Source organism: Pseudomonas sp. BGI-2 (assembly GCF_004310295.1).
GTDB lineage: Bacteria > Pseudomonadota > Gammaproteobacteria > Pseudomonadales > Pseudomonadaceae > Aquipseudomonas.
Genome location: NZ_SISB01000007.1, coordinates 111,380 through 135,552 on the forward strand (window position 1 = coordinate 111,380; position 24,173 = coordinate 135,552).

Sequence of the window (24,173 nt, forward strand, 5' to 3'; positions counted from 1 at the left end):
ACTGAACCGACGCCTTCGCGGGCAAGCCTCGCTCCTACAAGTTTTTTGCGGGCAAAAAAAACGGTGCACCGACCAAGCGCACCGTAAAGCCGTAGAACACACAACGAAGTGTTGGGTAAAAGCTGATCAGTCCAGCAGCGCCAGTGCCTCGGCGGTGCATTCCTGAATGCGGGCCCAGTCGCCGTTCTTGATCCACTCGGGATCAAGCATCCAGCTACCACCCACGCACATCACGTTTTTCAACGCCATGTAGTTCTTGATGTTGGCCGGGCTGACGCCGCCAGTCGGGCAGAATTTCACTTCACCGAAGGGGCCGCCGAGGGCCTTGATGGCGGCAACGCCACCGCTGACTTCCGCCGGGAACAGCTTGAAGCGGCGATACCCCAGACCATAACCTTCCATGATGCCGGAAGCGTTGCTGATACCTGGCAACAGCGGAATCGGGCTGTCGACGCTGGCTTCGAGCAGGTCACGGGTAATGCCCGGCGTGACAATGAACTGCGAGCCGGCGGCTTCGGCCGCGGCGAGCATGGTGCGATCCAGCACCGTACCGGCGCCGGTCACCAGCTCCGGACGCTGCTCACGCAGAATCTGGATGGCTTTGAGACCGAACTGCGAACGCAGCGTCACTTCCAGCGCTGTCAGGCCACCGGCGGCCAGGGCGTCGGCCAGTGGCAAAACGTCCTGTTCGCGCGCGATGGTGATGACCGGCAGGATCCGCGCCTTGGCGCAGAGGCTGTCGATCAGGGCAACTTTGTCCGCCATGGAAACGGTCGGAGATGTCATTGTCATAGCGGCTGATCCTTGGCTCATGGGCACCAGTAAATCTCTAACGTAGGTTGCAGAAACGCGCGAATCGGCATGGCGGCGACATCGTCACCGGCCAATGCGGCACTCAGGGTGGTCAGCTTGGACTGACCGGAAATCGATAGAACGGTGGTCTTGGCCGAGGCCAGCAGCGCGCGGCTCATGGTCAGGCGCTGATGCGGCACGGTCGGCGCCAGCATCGGATAGCAACGACGTGTACCGTCGACTTTCAAGGCGTCGGCCAGGTTCGGGCTGTTGGGAAACAACGAAGCCGTGTGACCGTCATCGCCCATGCCGAGTATCAGCACGTCGATCGGCGGCAACTCGGCGAGCAAGCGGTCTGCCTGCTCGGCTGCCAGCTCAAGGTTCGCGGTGGCGCTGTAAAGGCTCAGAAACTGAGCCTTGGCCGCCGGGCCTTGCAGCAGATAACGCTTGAGCAGACCTGCGTTGCTGTCGGCATGCTCCACCGGCACCCAGCGCTCGTCGGCCAGGGTGATGACAACCTTGGACCAGTCCAGTTTCTGCTTGGCCAGGTTCTGGAAAAACGCTACGGGGCTGCGGCCACCGGACACCACCAGCGTCGCAGTGCCGCGAGCGTCGATGGCGTCACTCAGGTGCTTGGCCACATTCAGCGCCAAACCATCGGCCAGCAGCACCGGGCTCTTGAACTCATGGGCGCTGACGCCCTGAGGCAGTTGCAAATTAGATATCGCCATACCACGACCTCCCATCCCGCGTGATCAGAGCAATGGAGCTCATCGGTCCCCAGGACCCGGCCGCGTACGGCTTGGGCGCATCACCGGATTTTTTCCACCCGGCGATCAACTGGTCACACCACTTCCACGCAGCTTCGATTTCATCTTTACGGACAAACAGGTTCTGATTGCCGCGCATCACTTCCAGCAGTAACCGCTCGTAGGCATCGGGAATCCGCGCGCTGCGATAGGTGTCGGAAAAATTCAGCTGCAACGGACCGCTGCGCAGCTGCATGCCCTTGTCCAGGCCTTGTTCTTTGGTCATCACGCGCAAGGAAATGCCTTCGTCCGGTTGCAGGCGGATAATCAGCTTGTTGCTGATTTGCAGGCGCTGCTCGGGGGCGAAGATGTAGTGCGACGGTTCCTTGAAGTGGATGACGATCTGCGACAGCTTCTGCGGCATGCGCTTGCCGGTACGCAGGTAAAACGGCACGCCAGCCCAACGCCAGTTGCGGATATCGGCACGCAGCGCAACGAAGGTTTCGGTGTCGCTCTGGGTGTTGGAGTTAGGCTCTTCCAGGTAACCGGGAACCGATTTGCCTTCGCTGTAACCAGCGATGTACTGACCGCGCACGACCTGAGTGGTCAGGCCTTCCGGGCTGATCGGCGCCAGCGCCTTGAGCACTTTGACTTTCTCGTCGCGGATGCTGTCGGCGGACAGGTCGGCCGGCGGGTCCATGGCGATCAGGCAGAGCAGTTGCAGCAGGTGATTCTGAATCATGTCCCGCAGCTGACCGGCCTTGTCGAAGTAGCCCCAACGGCCTTCGATACCGACCTTCTCGGCCACGGTGATTTCCACGTGGGAGATGTAGTTCTGGTTCCACTGGGTTTCGAACAGGCTGTTGGCGAAACGCAGGGCGATCAGGTTCTGGACGGTCTCTTTGCCCAGGTAGTGGTCGATGCGGTAGGTGCGGTTCTCCGGGAAGAACTGCGCCACGGCGTCGTTGACCTTGCGCGAGGATTCCAGGTCCGAACCGATGGGTTTTTCCAGCACCACGCGGGTGTTTTCGGTCAGGCCGACCTTCGCCAGGTTCTCGCAGATCGCACCGTAAACAGCAGCCGGCGTGGCGAAGTAGGCAATCACACGCTGAGCGCTGCCAGCCATTTCGGCCAGGGCGACGTAATCGTCAGCCTTGAGAAAGTCGACATGCAGGTAGCTCAAACGTGCGAGGAAGCGTTCGACCACAGCTTCGTCCAGCTCTTTGGCACCCACGTAACGGCGCAGTTCGGAGGCGATGAACGCCAGGTGTTCCTGCTGGCTGCCAGGCTCACGGGCCAGCGCGATAATGCGCGTATCCTCGTGCAAGAGGCCTGCGCCATCGAGTTGATAAAGGGCAGGAAACAGTTTGCGCAGGGCCAGATCGCCAAGGGCGCCGAACAAGGCAAAGGTGCACGGTTCAACCGTAATCGAAGGCATGATGTTTGTTCTTTTATCAAGTTAAGCTACAAATACCTTTTTTCAAGGCATCACTCAAGGGAAAATGTAGTAATAACCACAACATTTTCGCAAAATACAGATTCCGAGTGGTGGTCGGTCGGAGCCATCAGTAGGATAGGCCACCGTTACGGGCCGTATCAAAGGCCCAATTTGCATTAGCCGAACGCTTATTTGCGCTGCTGACCTAAGGAACATGAAATGGACCGCGTGCGAAATTTACTGGAACAGATCCAGAATCGCCTTGAAGACCTGAACAAGGCTGAACGCAAAGTCGCCGAAGTGATCCTGCTCAACCCACAGCAGGCCACCCGGTTCAGCATCGCCGCCCTCGCACAGGCATCCAAGGTCAGCGAGCCGACGGTCAACCGTTTCTGCCGCTCGTTCGGCGTCAGCGGCTACCCGGAACTCAAGCTTCAGTTGGCCCAGAGCCTGGCCAGTGGCGCGGCCTATGTCAGCCGTGCGGTCGAGGCCGATGACAATCCTGAAGCCTATACGAAGAAGATTTTCGGCAGCGCCATCGCTTCTTTGGACAGTGCCTTGCAGGCGCTGGATCCGAACCTGATCAGCCGCGCCGTCGACCTGTTGATCCAGGCCCGGCAGATCCACTTCTTCGGCCTCGGCGCCTCAGCCCCGGTGGCGCTGGATGCGCAGCACAAGTTCTTCCGCTTCAACCTGGCCGTCACCGCCCATGCCGACGTGCTGATGCAGCGCATGATTGCGTCGGTGGCGCATACCGGCGAGTTGTTCGTGATCATTTCCTACACCGGCCGCACTCGTGAATTGGTGGAAGTGGCGCGTATCGCCCGTGAAAACGGCGCTTCGGTGCTCGGCCTGACCGCGGAGAACTCGCCGCTGGCCAAGGCCAGTACGTTGAGCCTGAACATTCCGCTGCCGGAAGACACCGACATCTATATGCCGATGACGTCGCGGATCATTCAGTTGACCGTGCTGGATGTGCTGGCGACGGGCATGACCTTGCGCCGGGGCGTGGATTTCCAGCCGCATTTGCGCAAGATCAAAGAGAGCTTGAATGCTAGCCGGTATCCGGTTGGGGATGAGTTTAACTAGCCCAGGATCTCTATTGCCTGTTCTGGCCTCTTCGCGGGCAAGCCTCGCTCCTACAGAATTTACGTCGACCACCGATTTCGCTGCCCACCGAAACCTGTAGGAGCGAGGCTTGCCCGCGAAGGCGTCAGTTGCAACACCGCGAGCTAAGCGCCAACCCTCGCTTGCAAACTCAAATGAGCCTTCTGCCCCGGCGCCAGGCTCAAACTGTCCGTCCCGCCGCTCGCCGCCTCGACACACACAAACTCCGAAATCTCGTTCCAACTCACCCCCAGCAACGGCCGCGAGCCGGGATGCCAGACCACCGTGTCCGCATGGTCACCGGTATCAATACACAATTCCCGCTGCCAGGCATGGTCCTTGAGCTGCAATTCCCCGTCATGCTGGAACACCCGCTGACAGCCACCGTCGACCCTCAACTCGCCTTCCTGCTGGCAAACCTGACGGTTCAACTGGTCGTAACCCTGCGCACCGTCGAGCCCAGACAGCGCTATCTCACCGACATCACCAATACGCCAATAGGCATGCAACGCCTGGCTTAATTGGCACGGCAGGCTGTCCTGATGCTCAGTGCTCAGGCGCAGATCCATGCGTTCGCCAAGGTGTGCGTGCAAGTCCACTTGCCAGTCGCAGAGTTGAAGCTGCCAATGCAGCCGCACCCCATCGTCGTCATGGCTGCTGTCGAGCAGCTTCCAATCGATCAACCGTGCCCAGCCATGGGAAGGCCAGGCATTTTCGCTCGGATGACGGCCATACCACGGCCAGCACACAGGCACGCCGCCACGAATCGCGCCGACTTGCGGCCACTTCGCTGCGCACCAGAGCCAGGGTTTCTGGCCCTTTGGCTGGAAGTGCAGCAACTGCGCACCCTGCCGACTGAACACCGCCTGACACAGCGGATGGTCGATCACCAGCACATCGCGCTTCTGATAGCGCTCCCACGCAAACACCGGACGTTCGCGCAAGGATTTAAAGAAGCGTTGTAGCGGATGCTCATGCATGTGCCACGGTCCTGAAAATCACCCGGGGTGCGCCGCCCCAAAAAAAAGCGGACAGCCAAGGCTGTCCGCAAAAATGCGCACATAGAGAGGAGCTTATCGCAACAGCGTTAGAACACCGACTGAATTTTCAGGCCGGCGACCAGCGCGTTATCGACTTCATCGACACCGCCCGGGTGAGTGATGTATTGCAGGTTAGGACGCACGGTCAGCCAGTTGGTAACGTGGAAGCCGTAGTTGATCTCGTAGTTGTACTCAGTGTTACGCAGCGGCGCGAACAGCGGGTCCTGATAGTCAGTGACATTGTTGGAGGCGTTGACCAGCTCTGAGTTTTTCTTCACGTCATCGTTGACATGGATACGGGCGGCACCGATACCGAAGTCATCCTTCGGACGTGCATCGAACGGGCCCTTATACACCAGCATCAGCGACTGGTAGTTGTCGACGAAGTTGGTGTCCTTGTCGTGGAACGTCGCGTTGGCTGCGATGTTCAGACCGCGGGACGCGTCACCGTTGTGGCTGGTGAGTTGTTGCTGCGCCACGAACCAGTAACCGTGCTTGCTATCGTGGCTGCGATAGGCATTACCGCTGGTTGCTGCATCATTGCCATCGGCATCCTTACGGACGTCATCGGCATTGGCCGTGCTTTTGTAGTAACCGACACGGTACTCGCCCGGCAGGTTGCCAGGGTTAGGCAACCAGACCAGTTCGACCGGCAAGACGGTGCCCTTGGTGCCACTGCCGCTGAGCTTGAAGCCGTTGCCGTGCTCCAGTTGCGACGGGTTCTGGTTGTACGCGCCGATCTGCGCATAGAACTCAGGCGAGATGTTGTACTTCACGCGGACCGCAGCCTGCATGACCGGCCAGTTGTACCAGATGTTGGTGGCCCAGTTACCCGCTTGGGAACCGCAGAACGCCAGGTTCTGGAACTCGCAAGGGAAGGTGTTGAAGTCTTCGCCTTCGCCGAAGTAACCGGCTTTGACGTCCAGTTTGCCGTCGAGGAACTGGTGCTTGATCCACAACTGGGTCAGACGGACCATGTGGCCACGGCCGTAGACTTCCTGGGAGGAACTCAAGGTGCCGGCACGCGGGTCGCCGACACGGTCATTGGAGATGTTTTCGCCGTTACGGTTGGTGAACTGGACCTTGGCCTGGGTGTTATCCCAGCCCCAAAGCTTTTGCAGGTCCAGCGCCACGCCCAGACCAAACTGGTCGGCGTAACGCGCGGTCTTGTCGTTGTTGTAGCCACCGTGGAGGTTGCCGCCCACTTCACCGACATAGTCCATCTTGATGTCGATGCCCTGCTCGATCAGCTTGGTCCGCTCGCCCCCCCAATCACCGGTCATCCATTCGGAATCGGCGCTGAACGCGTCAGCCGCTTGCACACTACCGGCCAGCATCATGGCCGCAACGGCTGACAACTGGCAGATAAGCTGAGCGTTGTTCTTCTTCTTCATCCCTACATCCTCGTTTTATTGTTATTAACTGTTTTTATTTAACGCGGTTACATCAGGTGCGGAGAGCGACAGGCCGCTCACCGCATATCCCCCCCTGTAGGAGCCAGGCTAGCCGGCGAAGGCGTCCCTGAAATCGCCTTCGCCGGCAAGCCTGGCTCCTACAGTTTTTTATCTTCAGCGGCCTTTGAATTGGGTGACGTTGGCGCTGTGAGTCTCGGTTTTAGGCTGACCGGCCACCCCCAGGCGTTCACCGGTCTTGGCATCAAACAACAGCACTTTCGATGGATCGAATTGCAGGGTCAGGGTCTCGCCCACGTTGGGCGCGACGTCCGGTGCCAGGCGGCAACAGACTTTGGTTTCATTGAGATTGACGAACACCAAGGTGTCGGGCCCGGTCGGTTCGGTGACCTGGACTTCGGCGCGAATGGTCGGCAAACCATTGGGCTCGCCGTTCGCCAGCACGATCTGTTCCGGGCGCAGGCCGAGGATCACTTCGCGGTCTTCAAGGCCGGCGTCCTGCATGCCCATTGGCAATTCGCAGCGCGCCTGACCACTGTCGAGCAGTGCCACCAGACGGCCGTCCTTGCGCTGCAAACGCAGGGGGATGAAGTTCATCGGCGGCGAGCCGATGAAGCTCGCCACGAACAGGTTGGCCGGGTTGTTGTAGATGTCTTTCGGCGTACCAAACTGCTGGATGATCCCGTCCTTCATCACCGCCACTTTGTCGCCCAGGGTCATCGCTTCGATCTGGTCGTGGGTCACGTAGACCGTGGTGGTTTTCAGGCGCTGGTGCATCAGTTTCATTTCGGTGCGCATCTCGACACGCAGCTTGGCGTCGAGGTTGGACAGCGGTTCGTCGAACAGGTAAATCTTCGGCCGACGCGCCAGGGCACGGCCCATGGCCACGCGCTGTTGCTGACCACCGGAGAGCTGGCCGGGTTTGCGGTTGAGCAGGTGTTCGATCTGCAGCAGCTTGGACACCCGCGCCACTTCCGCTTCGATGTCGGCGGCGGGCATTTTGCGGATCTTCAAGCCAAAGGCGATGTTCTCGCGCACGCTCATGGTCGGGTACAGCGCGTAGGACTGGAACACCATGGCGATGTCGCGGTCTTTGGGGCTCATGCCGCTGACGTCCTGATCACCGATCATGATCGCGCCGCCGGTGATGGTCTCAAGGCCGGCGATGCAATTCATCAGGGTCGACTTGCCGCAACCCGAAGGCCCGACAAGAATCAGGAACTCACCGTCCTTGATCGACAGTTCGATGTTCTTGAGGGTGTCCGGCAGGCCGGGGCCATAGGTCTTGTTTACATTGCGAAGTTCGAGCGTAGCCATGATTACCCCTTGACTGCGCCGGCCGTCAGCCCGCGCACGAAATACTTGCCTGCGACCACATAGACCAGCAGGGTCGGCAGCCCGGCGATCATCGCCGCCGCCATATCAACGTTGTATTCCTTGGCCCCGGTACTGGTGTTGACCAAGTTGTTCAACGCCACCGTAATGGGTTGCGAATCACCGCTGGAGAACACCACGCCGAACAGGAAGTCGTTCCAGATCTGGGTGAACTGCCAGATCAGGCAGACCATGATGATCGGGGTGGACATCGGCAGGATGATCAAGCGGAAGATGGTGAAGAAACCGGCGCCATCGAGACGCGCCGCCTTCACCAGCGCATCGGGAACGCTGACGTAGTAGTTACGGAAGAACAGCGTGGTGAACGCCAGGCCGTAGACCACGTGCACGAACACCAGGCCCGTGGTGGTGCTGGCCAGGCCCATCTTGCCGAGGGTGAACGAGGCCGGCAGCAGGACGGTCTGGAACGGCAGGAAGCAACCGAACAGCAGCAAACCGAAGAACAACTGCGAGCCACGGAAGCGCCACATCGACAGCACGTAGCCGTTCAGCGCACCGATGGCGGTGGAGATCATCACGGCCGGGACAGTGATCTTGATCGAGTTCCAGAAATACCCGTCGACCGTGCCCCAGGCCTTGACCCAGCCAATGCCGCTGACCACGGTCGGCCAGCTCAAAAGGTTGCCGGAGTTGATGTCTTCCGGGGTCTTGAAACTGGTCAACAGCATGACCACCAGCGGTATCAGGTAAAGGAATACCGCAAGGATCAGCACGCCATAGATCGCGATGCGACTCAGGCTGATGGAAGGTTTGGCAGCGAAACTAGTCATGACGCTTGGTCCTCAGCTCGGAGTACAGGTAAGGCACGATGATTGCGAGAATCGCACCGAGCATCAGAATCGCACTGGCCGAGCCCATGCCCATCTGGCCGCGGCTGAAGGTGAAGGAATACATGAACATCGCGGGCAAGTCGGAGGAGTAACCCGGGCCGCCGGCGGTCATTGCCGCCACCAGGTCGAAACTCTTGATCGCGATGTGGGCCAGGATCATGACTGCGCTGAAGAACACCGGGCGCAGGCTGGGCAACACCACTTTCAGGTAAATGCGCGGCATGCTCGCGCCATCGATCTGGGCGGCACGGATGATCGATTGATCAACGCCACGCAAACCAGCGAGAAACATCGCCATGATGAAGCCCGAGGCTTGCCATACCGCAGCGATTACCAGGCAATACACGACGCGATCCGGGTCGATCAGCCAGTCCAGACGAAAGCCTTCCCAGCCCCAGTCACGTAGCAATTTGTCCAGGCCCATGCCCGGGTTGAGCAGCCACTTCCAGGCAGTACCTGTGACGATCATCGAGAGCGCCATCGGGTACAGGTAAATGGTGCGAATGAAACCTTCGCGACGAATACGCTGATCAAGAAACACTGCCAGCAGCACACCGATCACCAGGGTGATGCCGATGAACATGCCGCCGAAAACCGCCAGGTTCTTGCTCGCTACCCACCAACGGTCGTTGTCGAACAGCCGCTGGTACTGTGCCAGACCCGCCCATTTGTAAGTCGGCAGGAAGGTCGACGTGGTGAACGACAGGATGAAGGTCCACAGGATATAGCCATAGAAGCCCACCAGGACGATGAACATGCTGGGCGCCAGCACCAGTTTGGGGAGCCAGCGCTGCAGTGCATCGAACGGCGAGGCCTTGCTGAACACAGCAACAGAACTCATGGGGAAATCCCGTACGAAGAGAAAAGGATTACAAGCGCTTTCCCTTGTGGGAGCGAGCTTGCCCGCGAGGGCGTCGTGTCAGTTGATACATCTGTTACCTGACACACCGCTTTCGCGAGCAAGCCCGCTCCCACAGGGGCCTGCGCGGCTAACGGTTACTTGGCAGCTTTGACGGCAGTGCCCAGTTGCTTGGCGGCAGTCGCAGGATCGGCTTTCGGATCGTTGATGAAGTTGGTCACCACATCAAAGAACGCGCCTTGCACCGCCAACGTGGTCGCCATGTTGTGCGCCATGCTCGGTTGCAGGCCGCCGGACTTGGCGTCCGCCAGGAAGTCCTTGGCAGCGGTCTGGGCGCAGGAGTCGAAACCGTACTTGCCCATGTCGCTCAGCATGTCGATTCGAACCGGAATCGAGCCCTTGTTGATGCTGAAGACTTTCTGGAAGTTCTCACCCAGCACGACCTTGGCAATGTCCTGCTGAGCGGCAGCAGTGCCCTTGTCTTTCTGCTTGAACACGGCCAGGGAGTCGATGTTGTAGGTGAAGGCCTTGTCGGTGCCCGGGAAGGCTACGCACTCGTAGTCCTTGCCAGCGACTTTCTTGGCCGCTGTCCACTCGCTCTTGGCCCAGTCACCCATGATCTGCATGCCGGCCTTGCCGTTGATGACCTTGGCCGCTTCCAGGTTCCAGTCCTGGCCCTTGCCGTCGGCGTCCATGTAGGTCGCGACTTTCTTCAGTTCGGTCAGCGCCTTGACCATTTCAGGACCGGTCAGTGCAGCGTTGTCCAGGTCTACCAGAGCTTTCTTGTAGCCGTCGACGCCCATGACCGAAAGGACCACCGCTTCGAACACGGTGCTGTCCTGCCAAGGCTGGCCGCCGTGGGCAAGGGCAATGAAGCCCGCTGCCTTGAGCTTGTCACCGGCTGCGTAGAATTCCTCAAGGGTGGTTGGCGCTTTCTCGATGCCGGCTTTCTTGAAGACTTCCGGGTTGATCCACAGCCAGTTGACGCGGTGAATGTTCACCGGCACGGCCACGTAGTCACCCTCATACTTCACGGTATCGGAGACTTTCTTGTCGAGCAGGCTGTCCCACTTCTCTGTTTTGGCAGCGTCTTTCAAGACGTCGGTGTCGAGCAGACCGGTAGACGCCCATTCCTGAATGTCCGGGCCTTTGATCTGCGCTACGCCCGGCGGGTTACCGGCAACGGCGCGGCTTTTGAGTACGGTCATGGCCGTAGCACCGCCACCACCGGCGACTGCACCGTCCTTCCAGGTGAAACCGTCTTTTTCGACTTGGGCCTTGAGGACATCGACGGCAGCTTTTTCGCCACCAGAGGTCCACCAGTGAACGACTTCTACCGAACCTTTGGAATCGGCGGCAAGCGCACTGACAGGGAATGCAGAAACAGGGAGCAATGAGGCAAGAGAAATGACAGTAGCGAGGCGAGAAATCGCATTCATCTAGAATTACCTTTCTTGTTGTTATGCATGCAAGTCTGGTGCTTGCGCTGCATAGGATTTTAAACAGGAGTTATCCCCTCGCAGGTAACGAAGGGACGCTTAAATGTCACCACATGGTTACACAGGAGCGCTCTGGGACTTCTGCCCCAAGGCAGTCGCCATGCTCGGAGCCAACGGCAGGCGCGGAATCAGAACGGCTTGCCAAGCGTGATACAGATCGGGTTTGCCGGCCCAGATATCGGCGCTCGGGCGGTTTTGCGGATCGAGTTCATGGTGCCAACTGCCATCGCAGCGGTCGATGAAATGACTGTCACAGAATTCCCAGAACAGTCGGTACCAGGTTTCGTATTGCTCGTCGCCCGTGCGTTTAAGCAGCGCGCTGGCGGCAGCGCTGGCTTCGCAATGGGTCCAGTGCAAGCGATGACGAACCACCGCTCGATTGTCCCAGTCCAGGGTGTAGACAATCCCGGGCAGCCCGTCGACATCCCAGCCGTGACGGCAATTGTGATCGAAGAGTTTCTGCGCGTCGGTGGCCAGCCAACCCGGCGTGAGCATCCCGGCCTGAACCCGCGCGGCTTCGAGGTGCAGCAACAGCCGCGCCCATTCGAAACCGTGACCTGGCGTGGTGCCGTAGGGGCGGAAGCCGTCGGCCGGGTTGTCATGGTTGTACTCGCGCAGCGGTTGCCAGTCGCGATCGAAATGCTCGACCACCAGGTAATCGTTGGCGGCAGCGTGAACATGAATCACTCGTTCAACGATGCGTTGAGCGCGGCACAGCCAGCGGTTGTCTTCGGTGACATCGGCCAAGGCGAGAAAGGCTTCGGTGGCGTGCATGTTGCTGTTGGCGCCGCGGTAGGCTTCTTCGCCGCTCCAGTCGCGATCAAAGGATTCGCGCATGGCACCCTCCTCCTCGCTCCAGAAGTGCGTGTCGATGATATTTATCGCATCGTCGAGCAACGCTTGTGCACCAGGGCGCCGGGCGACCACTGCGGAACTGGCGGCCAGCGCAACGAAGGCATGCAGGTAAGCGGCCTTACCGGTGTTGCCGTCGCGATGATGGGCGACTGCAAACCAGCCACCGTGTTCGGCATCGCGTAACGGGCCGCTGAGCGCTTTTATGCCGTGATCGACCAGCTCGGCAAAACCCGGCAAGCCCTGGATGTGCGCCATGGCGAAGCTGTGGGTCATGCGTGCGGTGTTCATGGTTTCGGCTTGGGCGTTGGCCGCCAGGCGGCCCTTTTCGTCGAGATTGCCGAAGCCTTCGGCAAGCTTTGAAGCCTTGGCAAACGCCAGCAGGCGCAAGCCTTCGGCGGCGAGCCATTGCTGGTGGGCAGGTGCGTTGAGCCAACTGCTGAAAGCAGGTTGGAAGGTGTCCATGGGGTGCCTTTTTTGTTGTTATGACTGGGGGCAGTCTAAACAACGGGCGGGGGCGGGCTTGTAACGAAGGGGGCGTGTTATGTCACTGGGTTGTGACATTCACCCCGATTCTGTGGCGAGTGATGACCTGTGGTGAGGGGATTTATCCCCGTTCGGCTGCGAAGCAGTCGTAAAAAACTGCCACCTCTTTTCTTCAGGTAAACCGCGGTGACTGTTTTGGGAGCGCTTCGCACTCCAACGGGGATAAATCCCCTCGCCACAGCTAATCAACACTACGCGGCAACTGCAACGTCACCCGCAACCCGCCTTCACGCAGGTTTTGCAGGCTGACCTCACCGCCATGGCTGTGCGCAATGTTGCGCGCAATCCCCAGGCCCAAGCCATAACCCTGCTGCTGCCCGGCCAGCCGGAAGTGCGGCTCGAACACCTGCTCCATCCGCTGCTCCGGCACGCCCGGCCCTTCATCATCGACATGCAGGATGAAGGCGCTCTCGTCGTCATCGATATGCAAATGTGCGTTCTGCCCATACTTCAACGCGTTGTCGATCAGGTTGCCGATGCAACGCTTGAGCGCCAGCGGTTTGCCCGGGTACGCCGCCAGCGCCCGGCCCTGCTGAGTCACACGACCATTGCCGTTGGGCGCCAGATACGGCTCCACCAGACAGTCGAGCACATGATTGAGGTCCACCGGCTCGATGTTTTCGTGGATGTCAGTGTCTTTCACGCATTGCAGCGCGCCTTTGACCAGCAGCTCCAATTCATCCAGATCGCGGCCGAACTTGGCTTGCAGCTGTTCGTCTTCGAGCAATTCGACCCGCAGCCGCAGCCGGGTGATCGGCGTGCGCAAGTCGTGGGAGATGGCGCTGAACAACTGGCTGCGCTCGGTCAGGTAGCGGCTGATGCGTTCGCGCATCGCATTGAAGGCGCGGCCCACTTCGACCACTTCACTGCCGCCGCCCTCGGCCATCGGCTCGACTTCGGCACCGAGAGACATGTCCCGCGCCGCCCGCGCCAAACGCTTGAGCGGACGGCTCTGCCAGTGCACCAGCAGGCCGATGAACAACAGCAAGAAACCGCTGGTGAGGACGATGAACCAGACTTGCTGCGCCGGCAGGCCTTGCTCTTCAAGACTGGTGTAAGGCTCGGGCAAGAGCGAGGCGATGTACAGCCACTCGCCCGGCGCCATTTGGATTTGCGTGACCAGCACGGGCGGGTTCACCGGCTCCAGGGTGAGCGCGTAATGCGCCCATGAGCGCGGCAATTCATCGAGTTTCAGCCCGCTGTTGAAGATCCGCAGGTCTTCGGGGCTGACGAAGGTCACCGAAATATCCGTGTCTTGGCCGAGAGACTCGCGCAACACCTGGTCCACCGTCTTGAGCACGGCTTCCTTGCGCGGGGTGATAGGCAGCACTTCCATGCCCAAGGGCTTGTCGTTGAGCGTCACCACGAAACGGGTGCCGCCCATGCTGCGCAATTGATCGAGCACCAATGGACGAAATGCGACCGGCAGCGAGCGAAAGTAACTGACGCTGGCCGTCATCGAATGGGCGAGGCTGCGGGCACTGGTGACCAGGCCTTCGAGCTGGGTGGCGCGCAGTTGCGACACCCAGATCACGCTCGACAACGTCTGCGCGAACAACACGGCCAACAGAGTCAGCAGCAACATGCGCCCGAGCAGCGAACGCGGCACCGGCACGCGAGCGGCGAGCGTGCGGAAAAACTCAGTGGCCATTGCTGGCAACCACATTGGCTGCCAGTTGGTAGCCGCTGCCGCGCACGGTACGGATCAGTCGCGGCGGCTTTTCGGTATCGCGCAGACGCTGACGCAAACGGCTGACCGCCATGTCGACGATGCGATCAAGCGGCATCAAATCGCGGCCTCGGGTGGCGTTGCCGATGGTGTCGCGATCGAGGATTTCCTGAGGATGATCGAGAAACAGTTTCAGCAGCGCAAAATCGGCGCCTGAGAGAATCACTTCTTCACCGTCGATGTGGAACAACCGGTGACTGACCATGTCCAGCCGCCAGTCATCGAACGCCAGCACTTCACCGCCGGAGCGCTCCTGACCGAACTGGGCGCGGCGCAAAAGGGCCTTGATGCGTGCCTGCAATTCACGGGGGCTGAAGGGTTTGCCGAGGTAATCGTCGGCGCCCAGCTCCAGGCCGATAACGCGGTCGGCCTCGTCGGAGCTGGCGGTGAGCATGATGATCGGCACCTGCGCCTGGCGCGGGTGCTGGCGAATCCAGCGGCAGAGGCTGAAACCGTCTTCGTCCGGCAGCATCACGTCGAGGATCACCAGATCGCTCGGCGCTTCATTCATCGCTTGGCGAAAGCCTGCGCCATCGGGCGTGGTACGGACCTGGAAACCGGCGCGGGTCAGGTAGGTGTCCAGCAACTCGCGTATCTCTTGATCGTCATCGACCAACAAAATCGACCTGACTGAGCTCACGGGGCGGCGTCCTTGTTGTTGGAATTGGGCGGATTATGCCTGATCGTGCGTAAATCTATGTTGTCTGTTCCGGCCTCTTCGCGGGCAAGCCACGCTCCTACAGGATTTACGCGGACCTTGTAGGAGCGAGGCTTGCCCGCGAATGAGTCGACTCGGTCTTAAGCCTGATCGAGAGCCACACCCGCGCCAACAAGGCCAGAATACGGCGCCGTCACCAGCCACACGGGGATGCCTTTGAAGTAATCGCTCATGCAGCCTTTGTCGACGAAGCATCGGGCGAAACCGCTTTCGACGAAGAAATCGGCAAACCGTGGAATCACCCCGCCGACGATGTACACGCCACCGCGTCCACCTGTGGTCAGCACGTTATTGCCAGCCACACGGCCGAGCCAGCAGCAAAACTGCTCCAGCACTTCCAGCGCAATCGGATCGCCGGCCAGACCGGCAGCGGTAATCGACTCCGGGGTATCGAGCACCGGCTCATGGCCGTCCACCGCACAAATCGCCCGGTAGACCCGAGGCAAACCGCTGCCGCTCAACGCGGTTTCAGCGCTGACATGCCCGATCTCATTGAAGATGTGTTGCCACAGTTGCGTTTCACGCGGGCTGCTCAAGGGCAAATCGACGTGACCGCCCTCCCCCGGCAATGCGGCGAAACGGCCTTCGCCCAGGTCCAGCAACGTGCCAACACCCAGGCCTGTGCCCGGACCGATCACCACGGCAGGGCGCAACGGTTCCGGCGTGCCTTCGCAGACCACCCGAAACTCGTCCGGCTGCAAACGGGTCATGCCCAGCGCCATCGCCGAGAAATCATTGACCAGCAACAATTGTTCGACCTGCAAGGTCTTGCAGAAACCCTTGCGGCTGAGCCGCCAGTGGTTGTTGGTGAACTTGAATTCGTCACCGCTCACCGGGCCGGCCACCGACAGGCACACCGAGCCGATCGAACCCAACGCCAGGCCAAGCCCGCTCAGGTAGAGGGCAATCGCCTCTTCCGGGCTGGCGTGGTCGGCTGTTGCCAGCACCTGGATCGATTCCAGCTGCTGGTTTTTCCACAACGCGAAACGTGCGTTGGTCCCACCGATGTCACCGACCAAAGCCAGTTTCAATTAAGCGTCTCCAGGGCAGAAGTAAAGGCGCTGGCGCCCTGCTCTGCGGAGCTGAAGGCCATGCGCATGAAACCAAACAGTTCGCGCCCGCTGCCAATGTTATTGCCCAACAAGCCCTTGGCCGGGGTGCGCGCTGCGAATTCTTCGGCGTCCACCTTAAGCTCCAGGGTGCCTTTGACGCCATCGACGCGGATGATATCGCCCTCTTGCACCCGAGCAAGAGCGCCGCCGACATAAGCTTCGGGACTGACATGAATCGCCGCCGGGATTTTCCCCGACGCGCCGGACATGCGCCCGTCAGTCACCAGCGCCACTTTGAAGCCGCGATCCTGCAGCACGCCGAGGAACGGCGTCATCTTGTGCAGTTCCGGCATGCCATTGGAACGCGGACCCTGGAAGCGCATCACCGCAACAAAATCCTTCTCCAGCAAACCGGCCTTGAACGCATCGGCCAAATCCTGCTGGTCCTGGAACACCATCGCCGGTGCTTCGACGATCTGGTTTTCCAAAGCGACGGCGGAGACTTTCATCACACCGCGACCGAGATTGCCTTCCATTACCCGCAAGCCGCCCTCTGGCGAAAACGCACGCGAAACCGGGCGCAGGATGGTTTCGTCGAGGCTGTCGGTCACGCCTTCGCGCCAGACCAGCTCGCCGTTATCGAGGAACGGTTCCTGGGTGTAGCGGCTCAGGCCGTGGCCCAGCACGGTGTTGACGTTTTCGTGCAGCAAGCCGGCTTCCAGCAGTTCGCGGATCAGGAACGACATGCCGCCCGCCGCCTGGAAGTGGTTGATGTCGGCTTTGCCGTTCGGGTAGACGTGGCTCAGGGTCGGCACGACTTCGGAGAGGTCGGCCATGTCTTGCCAGGTCAATTGAATACCGGCAGCCATCGCGATGGCCGGCATGTGCAGGGTGTGGTTGGTCGAGCCGCCAGTCGCGTTCAGCGCCACGATAGAGTTGACCAGCGAACGCTCATCGACGATTTCACCGATCGGCATGAAGTTGCCATTTTGCTTGGTCAGGCGCGTGACCTGATGCGCCGCTTCGCGGGTCAGGGCATCGCGCAGCGGGGTGTTCGGGTTGACGAAAGAAGAGCCCGGCAAGTGCAGGCCCATGACTTCCATCAGCAGCTGGTTGGTGTTGGCGGTGCCGTAAAAAGTGCAGGTGCCGGGGCTGTGGTAGGAATTCATTTCCGATTCCAGCAGCTCTTCGCGGCTGGCCTTGCCTTCGGCATAGCGCTGGCGCACATCGGCTTTCTGCTTGTTGGAAATGCCGGAGACCATCGGTCCACCCGGTACGAAGATCATCGGCAGATGACCGAAGCGCAACGCGCCCATCATCAGGCCCGGCACGATCTTGTCGCAGATGCCGAGCATCAGCGCGCCATCGAACATGTTGTGGGACAGCGCCACGGCGGTGGACAGCGCGATCACTTCGCGGCTTGGCAGGCTCAGTTCCATGCCCGGCTCGCCCTGAGTCACGCCATCGCACATCGCTGGAGTACCGCCGGCGAATTGGCCGACAGAGCCGATCTCGCGCAGGGCTTTTTTGATCTGTTCAGGAAAGACTTCGTACGGCTGATGCGCCGAGAGCATGTCGTTATATGACGAAACAATCGCAATGTTGGCGGAGTTCATCATCCGCAGACTGTTTTTGTCTTCGGTGCCGCAACCGGCCACGCCGTGGGCGAAGTTGGCGCATTGCAGCTTGCCGCGCATCGGACCGTCGCTGGCTGCATCGCGAATGAGCGCAAGGTAAGCCTCACGGGTTGCACGGCTGCGGGCGATAAGCCGTTCGGTGACCTCAATTACGCGGGGATGCATGTGTAGAACTCCAGGCTAACGGATGTGGCGACCTGATTGTCTATGCTGAGCAAGCGCCGGTGTCGATGGGATGACAGACGGTTTTCTTGATCGGTCGGACCAGTTGATTCAGGTCACTCGTTGTAGATTGAACAAAATATTGCCATTAAAAAGGCTTGTTTTCTATTTTTATGCGAATAATCTTGTAATTCCAACAACAAAACGACGGCGACCCTGTTAAATGACTCTTCGAATCGCAATCAATGGTTTTGGCCGAATTGGCCGTAACGTCCTCCGCGCACTGTATACCCAAGGCTATCGCCAAGACTTGCAGATCGTTGCCATCAATGACCTGGGCGACAGCGCGATGAACGCTCATCTGCTCAAGTACGACACTGTTCACGGCACGTTCGACGCCGATGTCCAGCACGATCAGGAAAGCCTGACCGTCAACGGCGACCGTATCGCCGTCAGCGCCATTCGCAACCCGGCCGAGCTACCCTGGGCCGCGGAAAAGATTGATGTCGTGTTCGAATGCACCGGTCTGTTCACCGACCGTGCCAAAGCCGCCGCGCATATTACGGCCGGCGCGCGCAAAGTGATTATTTCGGCCCCAGCCAAAGGCGCCGACGCCACCGTGGTTTACGGGGTTAACCACGACATTCTGCGCCAATCGCACCAGATCATTTCCAACGCGTCGTGCACCACCAACTGCCTGGCCCCGGTGGCTCAAGTGCTGCACCGCGAACTGGGGATCGAAAGCGGTCTGATGACCACGATCCACGCCTACACCAACGACCAGAACCTGACCGACGTCTACCACACCGACCCGTACCGCGCCCGCTCGGCCACCCAGAACATGATCCCGAGCAAGACCGGCGCCGCTGAAGCGGTCGGCCTGGTGCTACCGGAACTGGCAGGCAAACTGACCGGCATGGCGGTGCGTGTTCCGGTGATCAATGTGTCGCTGGTGGACCTGACCGTGCAGCTCAAGCGTGAAGCGTCGGCCGATGAAGTGAACGCGCTGCTCAAAGAAGCCAGCCAGCATTCGAAGATTCTCGGCTACAACACCTTGCCGCTGGTCTCCAGCGACTTCAACCACAACCCGCTGTCGTCGATCTTCGACGCCAACCACACCAAGTCCAGCGGCAAGCTGCTCAAGGTACTGGCCTGGTACGACAACGAGTGGGGCTTCTCCAACCGCATGCTCGATAACTGCCTGGCGCTGTGCAACGCAGAGTGACTCTGAGCCTGTTGCGCCGTACCCGACTTTGTAGGAGCCAGGCTTGCCGGCGCAGAACGATGACGCGGTCTGACAGATACATCGCGCCGCTTGGTTCGCGGGCAAGTCGGATCGCCGCCCGCTCGCTCCTACAGGCGATGACGTCCTCAGAATCAGCCTCGAAAATCGCCTGTGGAATAAACCATGATCGGTATCAGCTTCACGCAAAAGACCATGGCGGCGCACAAGCGTATCGCCCTGGTCGCCCATGACCACTGCAAGGTGTTTTTGCTGGACTGGGCCGAGCGGCAGAAAGACAAGCTCGCGCAACATGAACTGGTCGCCACCGGCACTACCGGACTGTTGCTGCAACAACGCCTGGATCTGCCGGTGGAAAGCATGATCAGCGGCCCCTTGGGCGGCGATCAACAACTGGGGGCGCGCATCGCCGAGCAGCGGGTCGACATGCTGGTGTTCTTCTGGGACCCGTTCGAACCGCAACCACATGACCTGGACATCAAGGCGTTGTTGCGAGTCGCGGCGGTCTGGAATATTCCGGTGGCGTGCAACGAATGCAGCGCCGACTACCTGCTCAGCAGTCCGATGATGGAGCAGGCGCATGAACACCGCATCCCCGATTACGCGACCTATCTGCTGGGTCGAGCGTAACCTTCACAAATCAGCACTTGACCACTCGAGCGGATGATAAGCATTATCATTCGCTCGAAATGGATCAGGTTCTCCCGTGAGTCAATCTCGCTTCAATCACGTCTTCATCGCCCAGCGAGTTTCTCTGCTGCGCACGCTGGAGCGGATGGTCAACAATCACAGCACCGCCGAGGACCTCTTACAGGAGACCTACCTGCGAGTGACCCGGGCGCTCAGTGAACGGGCCATCGATCACCTTGAACCCTTCGTTTTCCAGACCGCCCGCAACCTGGCGCTGGACCATTTGCGCGCGCGGCGCATTCAGTCGCGCACGATGCTCGACGACGTGCCACTGGACGTGGTGGAAAGCGTTGCCGCCCCCGCCAGCAGTGCCGAGGATGCTGCCCATGCCGAACAATTGCTGGAGCGTTTGAACGTGAGCCTCAGTGAACTCAGCCATCGGCAGCAGCAGATTTTCATCCTCAGCCGGCTGCACGGGCACAGTTATCTGGAGATCGCCGAAAAGCTCAACGTCTCTTTGAGCACCGTGCAGAAAGAACTGAAGCTGATCATGGCGATCTGCATCGGCGTTGCCGAACGGTTAAACGGCGATTGAGTCTGTAGGTTTACTCTCTACCTGCCGGGATCGACTGCGCTGACCCTCGGGCTTTGCTAACCTTGCCCACTTTCAAGCTTCACTCATAAAACAGCCGTGCACAGACACTGCCGAGGAAACACCGTGACGGACACGCTTTCAGTGCCTCCCCCCGCCCCCCCTCCGCCCTCCCCGGCGCGGGATGCCGCAAGCGCGATGGACCAGGCTCTGGACTGGCTGATCGTGCTGGGCAGTCCGAGCGAGGAACAGACCCGACAGTTTCATGACTGGCTGGCCGCCGATCCGTTGCATGCCCAAGCGTTCACCAAGGCTCAGGCGATCTGGGATGGTCCGCAAGTGGTGCAATGCGCAAAAAGCCTGGCCGCCCGGCCGCCGAAAGTGACGGTCCTGTCGCGCCTGCGTCCGCACTGGAAACCGCTCGCCACGGCTGCCGTGCTGATCCTCGGTTTGTTCAGTTTCAGCAACCTGCCGATGCGCCTCCAGGCCGATCACTTGACCGTGGTCGGTGAACGCCAGCGCCTGCAACTGGAGGACGGCTCGAAAGTCCTGCTCAATACCAACTCGGCGTTTTCCAGCACCATCAACGATCAACAGCGCGTGGCCCGGCTGTATCAGGGCGAGGCTTTTTTCGAGGTGCCGGCCAATCGCGGCCAGCCGCTGGAAATCGATGCCGGACCGGTCAAGGCCAGCGTGCGCGATACCGCGTTTGCCGTGCGCTATCTGGATGGCGTGGCACAGGTTCGGGTGCAGCGTGGCGATGTCGATCTGCGGGCCACCCGCGACGATGCCCGGGTGCGACTGTCTGCCGGGGAAAGCATCCGCATCGGCCCCAACGGTTTCGACCGCCCGGCCAAGCTCGATGCTGCCACGGACCTGGCGTGGGTCCAGGGCCGACTGGTGTTCGAGAACTGCCCGCTGAGCCAGGTGCTGGCGGAACTGCGCCGTTATTATCCGGGCTGGATCATCAACAACAACGAGCAGTTGGCTGATGTCGCCGTGACCGGCAACTACCGTCTCGACCAGCCGCTGGACGTGGTCCGCTCCCTGGCTCACATCACCTCGGCACGCCTTCAGGAATTCCCCGCTATGGTGATCTTGAACTAAATGAGAATTATTTTTACTCGATAGCTGAAGCTCGTTCGTCTCGTTATAGCCAATGCAATTGATTCGCATCTCGACATGCCAATCAGCACCTATAAAGATTCGTGCGACACGGAGCGCTATCGATGTCCTCTCGCCATACCCGCCAGTCCTCTTTACCTTCCCGCGTGTTGTCGCTGCTGACGGCCGCCATCCTGATGGCCGGCAGCGCACCGCTGATGGCCGCCACTGCCGCCGGGCAGCCGACCCGCAACATGGGCGATTACTCGTTTGCCATCCCGCAGCAGTCGCTGGTCTCGGCACTGAATGCCTTTACGGCGGTGACAGGCTGGCAAGTCGGCTTGCCCGCCGAACTGGCGGACGGTGTGGCCTCGCCGGGTGTGCGCGGTTCGTTGCCGCCGGAAAAAGCCCTCGATCGCCTGTTGGTGGGGACCAACCTGAGCTATCGCAAACTGGGCAGTAACAACATCGTGCTGGAAAAGCGCAGCAACAGTAACGCGCTCAACCTGGATCAGGTGACCATCAGCGCCACCCGTAATGAACAGGACGTGAGCAGCGTGCCGAGCACGGTAACGGTCCAGACCCGCGAAGACCTGGACCGCAACAACGTCAATAACATCAAGGATCTGGTGCGCTACGAACCGGGCGTATCGGTGGGCGGCGCGGGCCAGCGTTCGGGTCTCACGGGTTACAACATCCGCGGCATCGACGGTGACCGCGTCCTAACCCAGATCGACGGCGTGCAAGTGCCCGACAGTTTCTTCAACGGCCCCTACGCCCAGACCAACCGCAACTACGTCGACCCCGAGATCGTCAAACGCGTGGAAATCCTGCGTGGCCCGGCGTCGGTGCTTTACGGCAGCAACGCCATCGGTGGCGCGGTCAGCTACTACACGCTGGACCCGGACGACATCATCAAACCGGGCAAGGACGTCGGCGCACGTCTGAAAACCGGTTACAGCTCGGCGGATGACAGCTGGCTGACCTCCGGCACGGTCGCCGGTCGCACCGGCGACTTCGACGGCTTGCTGCACCTGAGCCAACGCAACGGTCATGAAACCGAATCCTACGGCGAAACCGGCGGCATCGGCCTGAACCGCACCGAAGCCAACCCCGAGGACGTGCGCACCACCAACGTGCTGGCCAAACTGGGCTGGGACTATGCCGCCGACGCACGCTTCGGCCTGACCTACGAGCACTACAAGGACGACCGCGACACCAATCAATTGAGCGCAGTCGGCGGCCCGTTCAACGCGGGACGCGGTTTCGGCTTCTATAAATCCCGCACCGGCAACGACACGGTCACCCGCGAACGCTTCGGCCTGGAGCACAGCTTTGGCCTGGACAGTCTGCTGGCCGACAACATCAAGTGGTCGCTGAACTACCAGATCGCCAAGACCGACCAGAGCACCGAAGAAATCTACGCGCCGTCGCGTACCGTGTTGCGTAACCGTGATACCAATTACAAGGATCGCCAATGGGTGTTCGATGCCCAGGCTGACAAGTCGTTCGCCATCGCCGACACCGATCACCTTGTCACCTATGGCACCACCATCAAGCAGGACAAAGTCACCGGCCTGCGTACCGGCAGCGGCACTTGCCTGACGGTGGCCGGTGCTTGCCGGGTCATCGGTGCGCCGAGTGCCGCCGACACCCTGAAACCGGCCAGCGACTTCCCGGACCCGACCATCAACAGCTACAGCCTGTTCGCCCAGGATCAGATCAGCTGGGGCAACTGGACCTTCCTGCCCGGCGCGCGCTACGACTACACCGAACTCAAGCCGCACATCACCGACGAGTTCCTGGCCACCGCCGACCAGAGCGGCAACGGCGTGGTGAGCGACAGCACTAAAACCTGGCATCGTCTGTCGCCAAAATTCGGCACCACTTACAGCTTCAACGACAACTACACCTGGTACGGCCAATACGCCGAAGGCTTCCGCACGCCGACCGCCAAGGCTTTGTATGGTCGTTTCGAAAACCTGGCGGGCGGCTATCAGGTCGCGCCCAATCCGGACCTGGAACCGGAAAAGAGCAAGAGCTATGAAACCGGCCTGCGCGGTCAATTCGACGCAGGCACGTTCGATGTGGCGGTGTTCTACAACAAATACCGCGACTTTATCGACGAGAACGCCATCACCCCCGGCTACACCGAAACCACATTCCAGAGCAATAACATTGCCCACGCCACCATCAAAGGCGTGGAGCTCAAGGGTCGCCTGAACCTCGACAGTTTCGGCGCCCCGACCGGCCTCTATACCCAAGGCTCGGTGGCCTACCTCTACGGCCGCAACGATGACAACGGTCAGCCGCTGAACAGCATCAACCCGTTGACCGGCGTGTTCGGCCTCGGCTACGACCAGGATAACTACGGCGCGCTGTTGAGCTGGACCCTGGTCAAACGCAAGACCCGCGTCGACAGCACCAGCTTCAAAACCCCGGACGGCACCAGCACCCAGTTCAAGACACCGGGTTATGGCGTGCTCGACCTGGCCGGTTTCTACAAGGTGACCGACGACGTGACCGTCAACGCCGGCCTGTACAACCTGACCAACAAGAAATACTGGCAGTGGGATGACGTGCGCGGTTACGACAGCGTCGGCGAGGCCTCGGTGACGCAACCGGCCAACCTCGATCGCCTGACCCAACCGGGCCGCAACTTCGCGATCAATCTGGTCTGGGATATCTGACCCTGATCACTTCACTGCGCCGCTTTTATAGAAGTGGTGCAGTGAGGTTTTTTTACTGTCCTGCACCTTCTAATTCGTCTCGTTACCAAGCGCCTCT

General features: G+C 60.2%; 20 protein-coding genes. 6 read left to right on the forward strand and 14 right to left on the reverse strand.

Going from position 1 to position 24,173, the window contains the following annotated elements:
- Nucleotides 1-126: 126 nt before the first annotated feature.
- The 3 genes from EYC95_RS07365 to zwf are packed head-to-tail and all read right to left on the reverse strand — an operon-like array spanning nucleotide 127 to nucleotide 2,979.
- Complete coding sequence (locus EYC95_RS07365) at nucleotides 127-792, reverse strand: bifunctional 4-hydroxy-2-oxoglutarate aldolase/2-dehydro-3-deoxy-phosphogluconate aldolase (protein ID WP_131059763.1); 666 nt, start codon at nucleotides 790-792, stop codon at nucleotides 127-129.
- Between the two features lie 17 nt (nucleotides 793-809).
- Nucleotides 810-1,523: a 6-phosphogluconolactonase gene (pgl, locus tag EYC95_RS07370; RefSeq protein ID WP_131059764.1), complete on the reverse strand. Its 714-nt coding sequence runs from the start codon at nucleotides 1,521-1,523 to the stop codon at nucleotides 810-812.
- Nucleotides 1,510-2,979: a glucose-6-phosphate dehydrogenase gene (gene zwf / locus EYC95_RS07375; protein WP_131059765.1), complete on the reverse strand. Its 1,470-nt coding sequence runs from the start codon at nucleotides 2,977-2,979 to the stop codon at nucleotides 1,510-1,512. The genes pgl and zwf overlap by 14 nt, the downstream gene beginning before the upstream one ends.
- A gap of 228 nt (nucleotides 2,980-3,207) precedes the next feature.
- On the opposite strand from zwf, the gene EYC95_RS07380 reads away from it, so the two are divergent.
- Nucleotides 3,208-4,068, forward strand: a complete 861-nt coding sequence (locus tag EYC95_RS07380; RefSeq protein ID WP_178083825.1) for a MurR/RpiR family transcriptional regulator — start codon at nucleotides 3,208-3,210, stop codon at nucleotides 4,066-4,068.
- A 143-nt stretch (nucleotides 4,069-4,211) separates the two neighbouring features.
- On the opposite strand, the gene EYC95_RS07385 is transcribed toward EYC95_RS07380, so the two are convergent.
- From EYC95_RS07385 to edd, 11 genes are all read right to left on the reverse strand, one after another.
- The gene (locus EYC95_RS07385) at nucleotides 4,212-5,066 is read right to left on the reverse strand and encodes a D-hexose-6-phosphate mutarotase (protein WP_131059767.1); all 855 of its coding nucleotides are present in this window, start codon (nucleotides 5,064-5,066) and stop codon (nucleotides 4,212-4,214) included.
- Nucleotides 5,067-5,173: 107 nt separating this feature from the next.
- Complete coding sequence (locus tag EYC95_RS07390) at nucleotides 5,174-6,520, reverse strand: carbohydrate porin (RefSeq protein WP_131059768.1); 1,347 nt, start codon at nucleotides 6,518-6,520, stop codon at nucleotides 5,174-5,176.
- A gap of 174 nt (nucleotides 6,521-6,694) precedes the next feature.
- Nucleotides 6,695-7,855, reverse strand: coding sequence for an ABC transporter ATP-binding protein (locus EYC95_RS07395; RefSeq protein WP_131059769.1), 1,161 nt, complete (start codon nucleotides 7,853-7,855; stop codon nucleotides 6,695-6,697).
- A gap of 2 nt (nucleotides 7,856-7,857) precedes the next feature.
- Nucleotides 7,858-8,703, reverse strand: coding sequence for a carbohydrate ABC transporter permease (locus tag EYC95_RS07400; protein WP_033056821.1), 846 nt, complete (start codon nucleotides 8,701-8,703; stop codon nucleotides 7,858-7,860).
- Nucleotides 8,696-9,604 carry a carbohydrate ABC transporter permease gene (locus EYC95_RS07405; RefSeq protein ID WP_010457390.1) on the reverse strand — a complete coding sequence of 303 codons (909 nt, stop codon included), beginning with the start codon at nucleotides 9,602-9,604 and terminating at the stop codon, nucleotides 8,696-8,698. The genes EYC95_RS07400 and EYC95_RS07405 overlap by 8 nt, the downstream gene beginning before the upstream one ends.
- A gap of 155 nt (nucleotides 9,605-9,759) precedes the next feature.
- Nucleotides 9,760-11,061, reverse strand: coding sequence for an ABC transporter substrate-binding protein (locus EYC95_RS07410; protein ID WP_131059770.1), 1,302 nt, complete (start codon nucleotides 11,059-11,061; stop codon nucleotides 9,760-9,762).
- Between the two features lie 117 nt (nucleotides 11,062-11,178).
- The gene (locus tag EYC95_RS07415) at nucleotides 11,179-12,438 is read right to left on the reverse strand and encodes an AGE family epimerase/isomerase (protein ID WP_131059771.1); all 1,260 of its coding nucleotides are present in this window, start codon (nucleotides 12,436-12,438) and stop codon (nucleotides 11,179-11,181) included.
- Nucleotides 12,439-12,700: 262 nt separating this feature from the next.
- A complete protein-coding gene (locus EYC95_RS07420; protein WP_131059772.1) occupies nucleotides 12,701-14,170 on the reverse strand; it encodes an ATP-binding protein in 1,470 nt (489 codons plus the stop codon).
- Complete coding sequence (locus tag EYC95_RS07425; RefSeq protein WP_131059773.1) at nucleotides 14,160-14,888, reverse strand: response regulator; 729 nt, start codon at nucleotides 14,886-14,888, stop codon at nucleotides 14,160-14,162. The genes EYC95_RS07420 and EYC95_RS07425 overlap by 11 nt, the downstream gene beginning before the upstream one ends.
- Nucleotides 14,889-15,046: 158 nt before the next feature.
- On the reverse strand, nucleotides 15,047-15,997 hold the full coding sequence (locus tag EYC95_RS07430) for a glucokinase (RefSeq protein WP_131059774.1): 951 nt from the start codon (nucleotides 15,995-15,997) through the stop codon (nucleotides 15,047-15,049).
- Entirely contained in the window at nucleotides 15,994-17,820 is a 1,827-nt protein-coding gene (edd, locus tag EYC95_RS07435) for a phosphogluconate dehydratase (protein WP_131059775.1), read from the reverse strand. The genes EYC95_RS07430 and edd overlap by 4 nt, the downstream gene beginning before the upstream one ends.
- 220 nt (nucleotides 17,821-18,040) lie before the next feature.
- Here edd and gap point away from each other — a divergent pair, with 220 nt between their 5' ends.
- The 5 genes from gap (at nucleotide 18,041) to EYC95_RS07460 (ending at nucleotide 24,076) form a co-directional block, all read left to right on the forward strand.
- On the forward strand, nucleotides 18,041-19,042 hold the full coding sequence (gap, locus tag EYC95_RS07440) for a type I glyceraldehyde-3-phosphate dehydrogenase (protein ID WP_010457403.1): 1,002 nt from the start codon (nucleotides 18,041-18,043) through the stop codon (nucleotides 19,040-19,042).
- A gap of 183 nt (nucleotides 19,043-19,225) precedes the next feature.
- Nucleotides 19,226-19,690 carry a methylglyoxal synthase gene (locus tag EYC95_RS07445; RefSeq protein WP_131059776.1) on the forward strand — a complete coding sequence of 155 codons (465 nt, stop codon included), beginning with the start codon at nucleotides 19,226-19,228 and terminating at the stop codon, nucleotides 19,688-19,690.
- A 76-nt stretch (nucleotides 19,691-19,766) separates the two neighbouring features.
- A complete protein-coding gene (locus EYC95_RS07450) occupies nucleotides 19,767-20,285 on the forward strand; it encodes an RNA polymerase sigma factor (RefSeq protein ID WP_109634254.1) in 519 nt (172 codons plus the stop codon).
- 195 nt (nucleotides 20,286-20,480) lie between these two features.
- A complete protein-coding gene (locus tag EYC95_RS07455) occupies nucleotides 20,481-21,389 on the forward strand; it encodes a FecR domain-containing protein (protein WP_131059777.1) in 909 nt (302 codons plus the stop codon).
- A 122-nt stretch (nucleotides 21,390-21,511) separates the two neighbouring features.
- Nucleotides 21,512-24,076: a TonB-dependent receptor gene (locus EYC95_RS07460; RefSeq protein WP_131059778.1), complete on the forward strand. Its 2,565-nt coding sequence runs from the start codon at nucleotides 21,512-21,514 to the stop codon at nucleotides 24,074-24,076.
- Nucleotides 24,077-24,173: the final 97 nt, after the last annotated feature.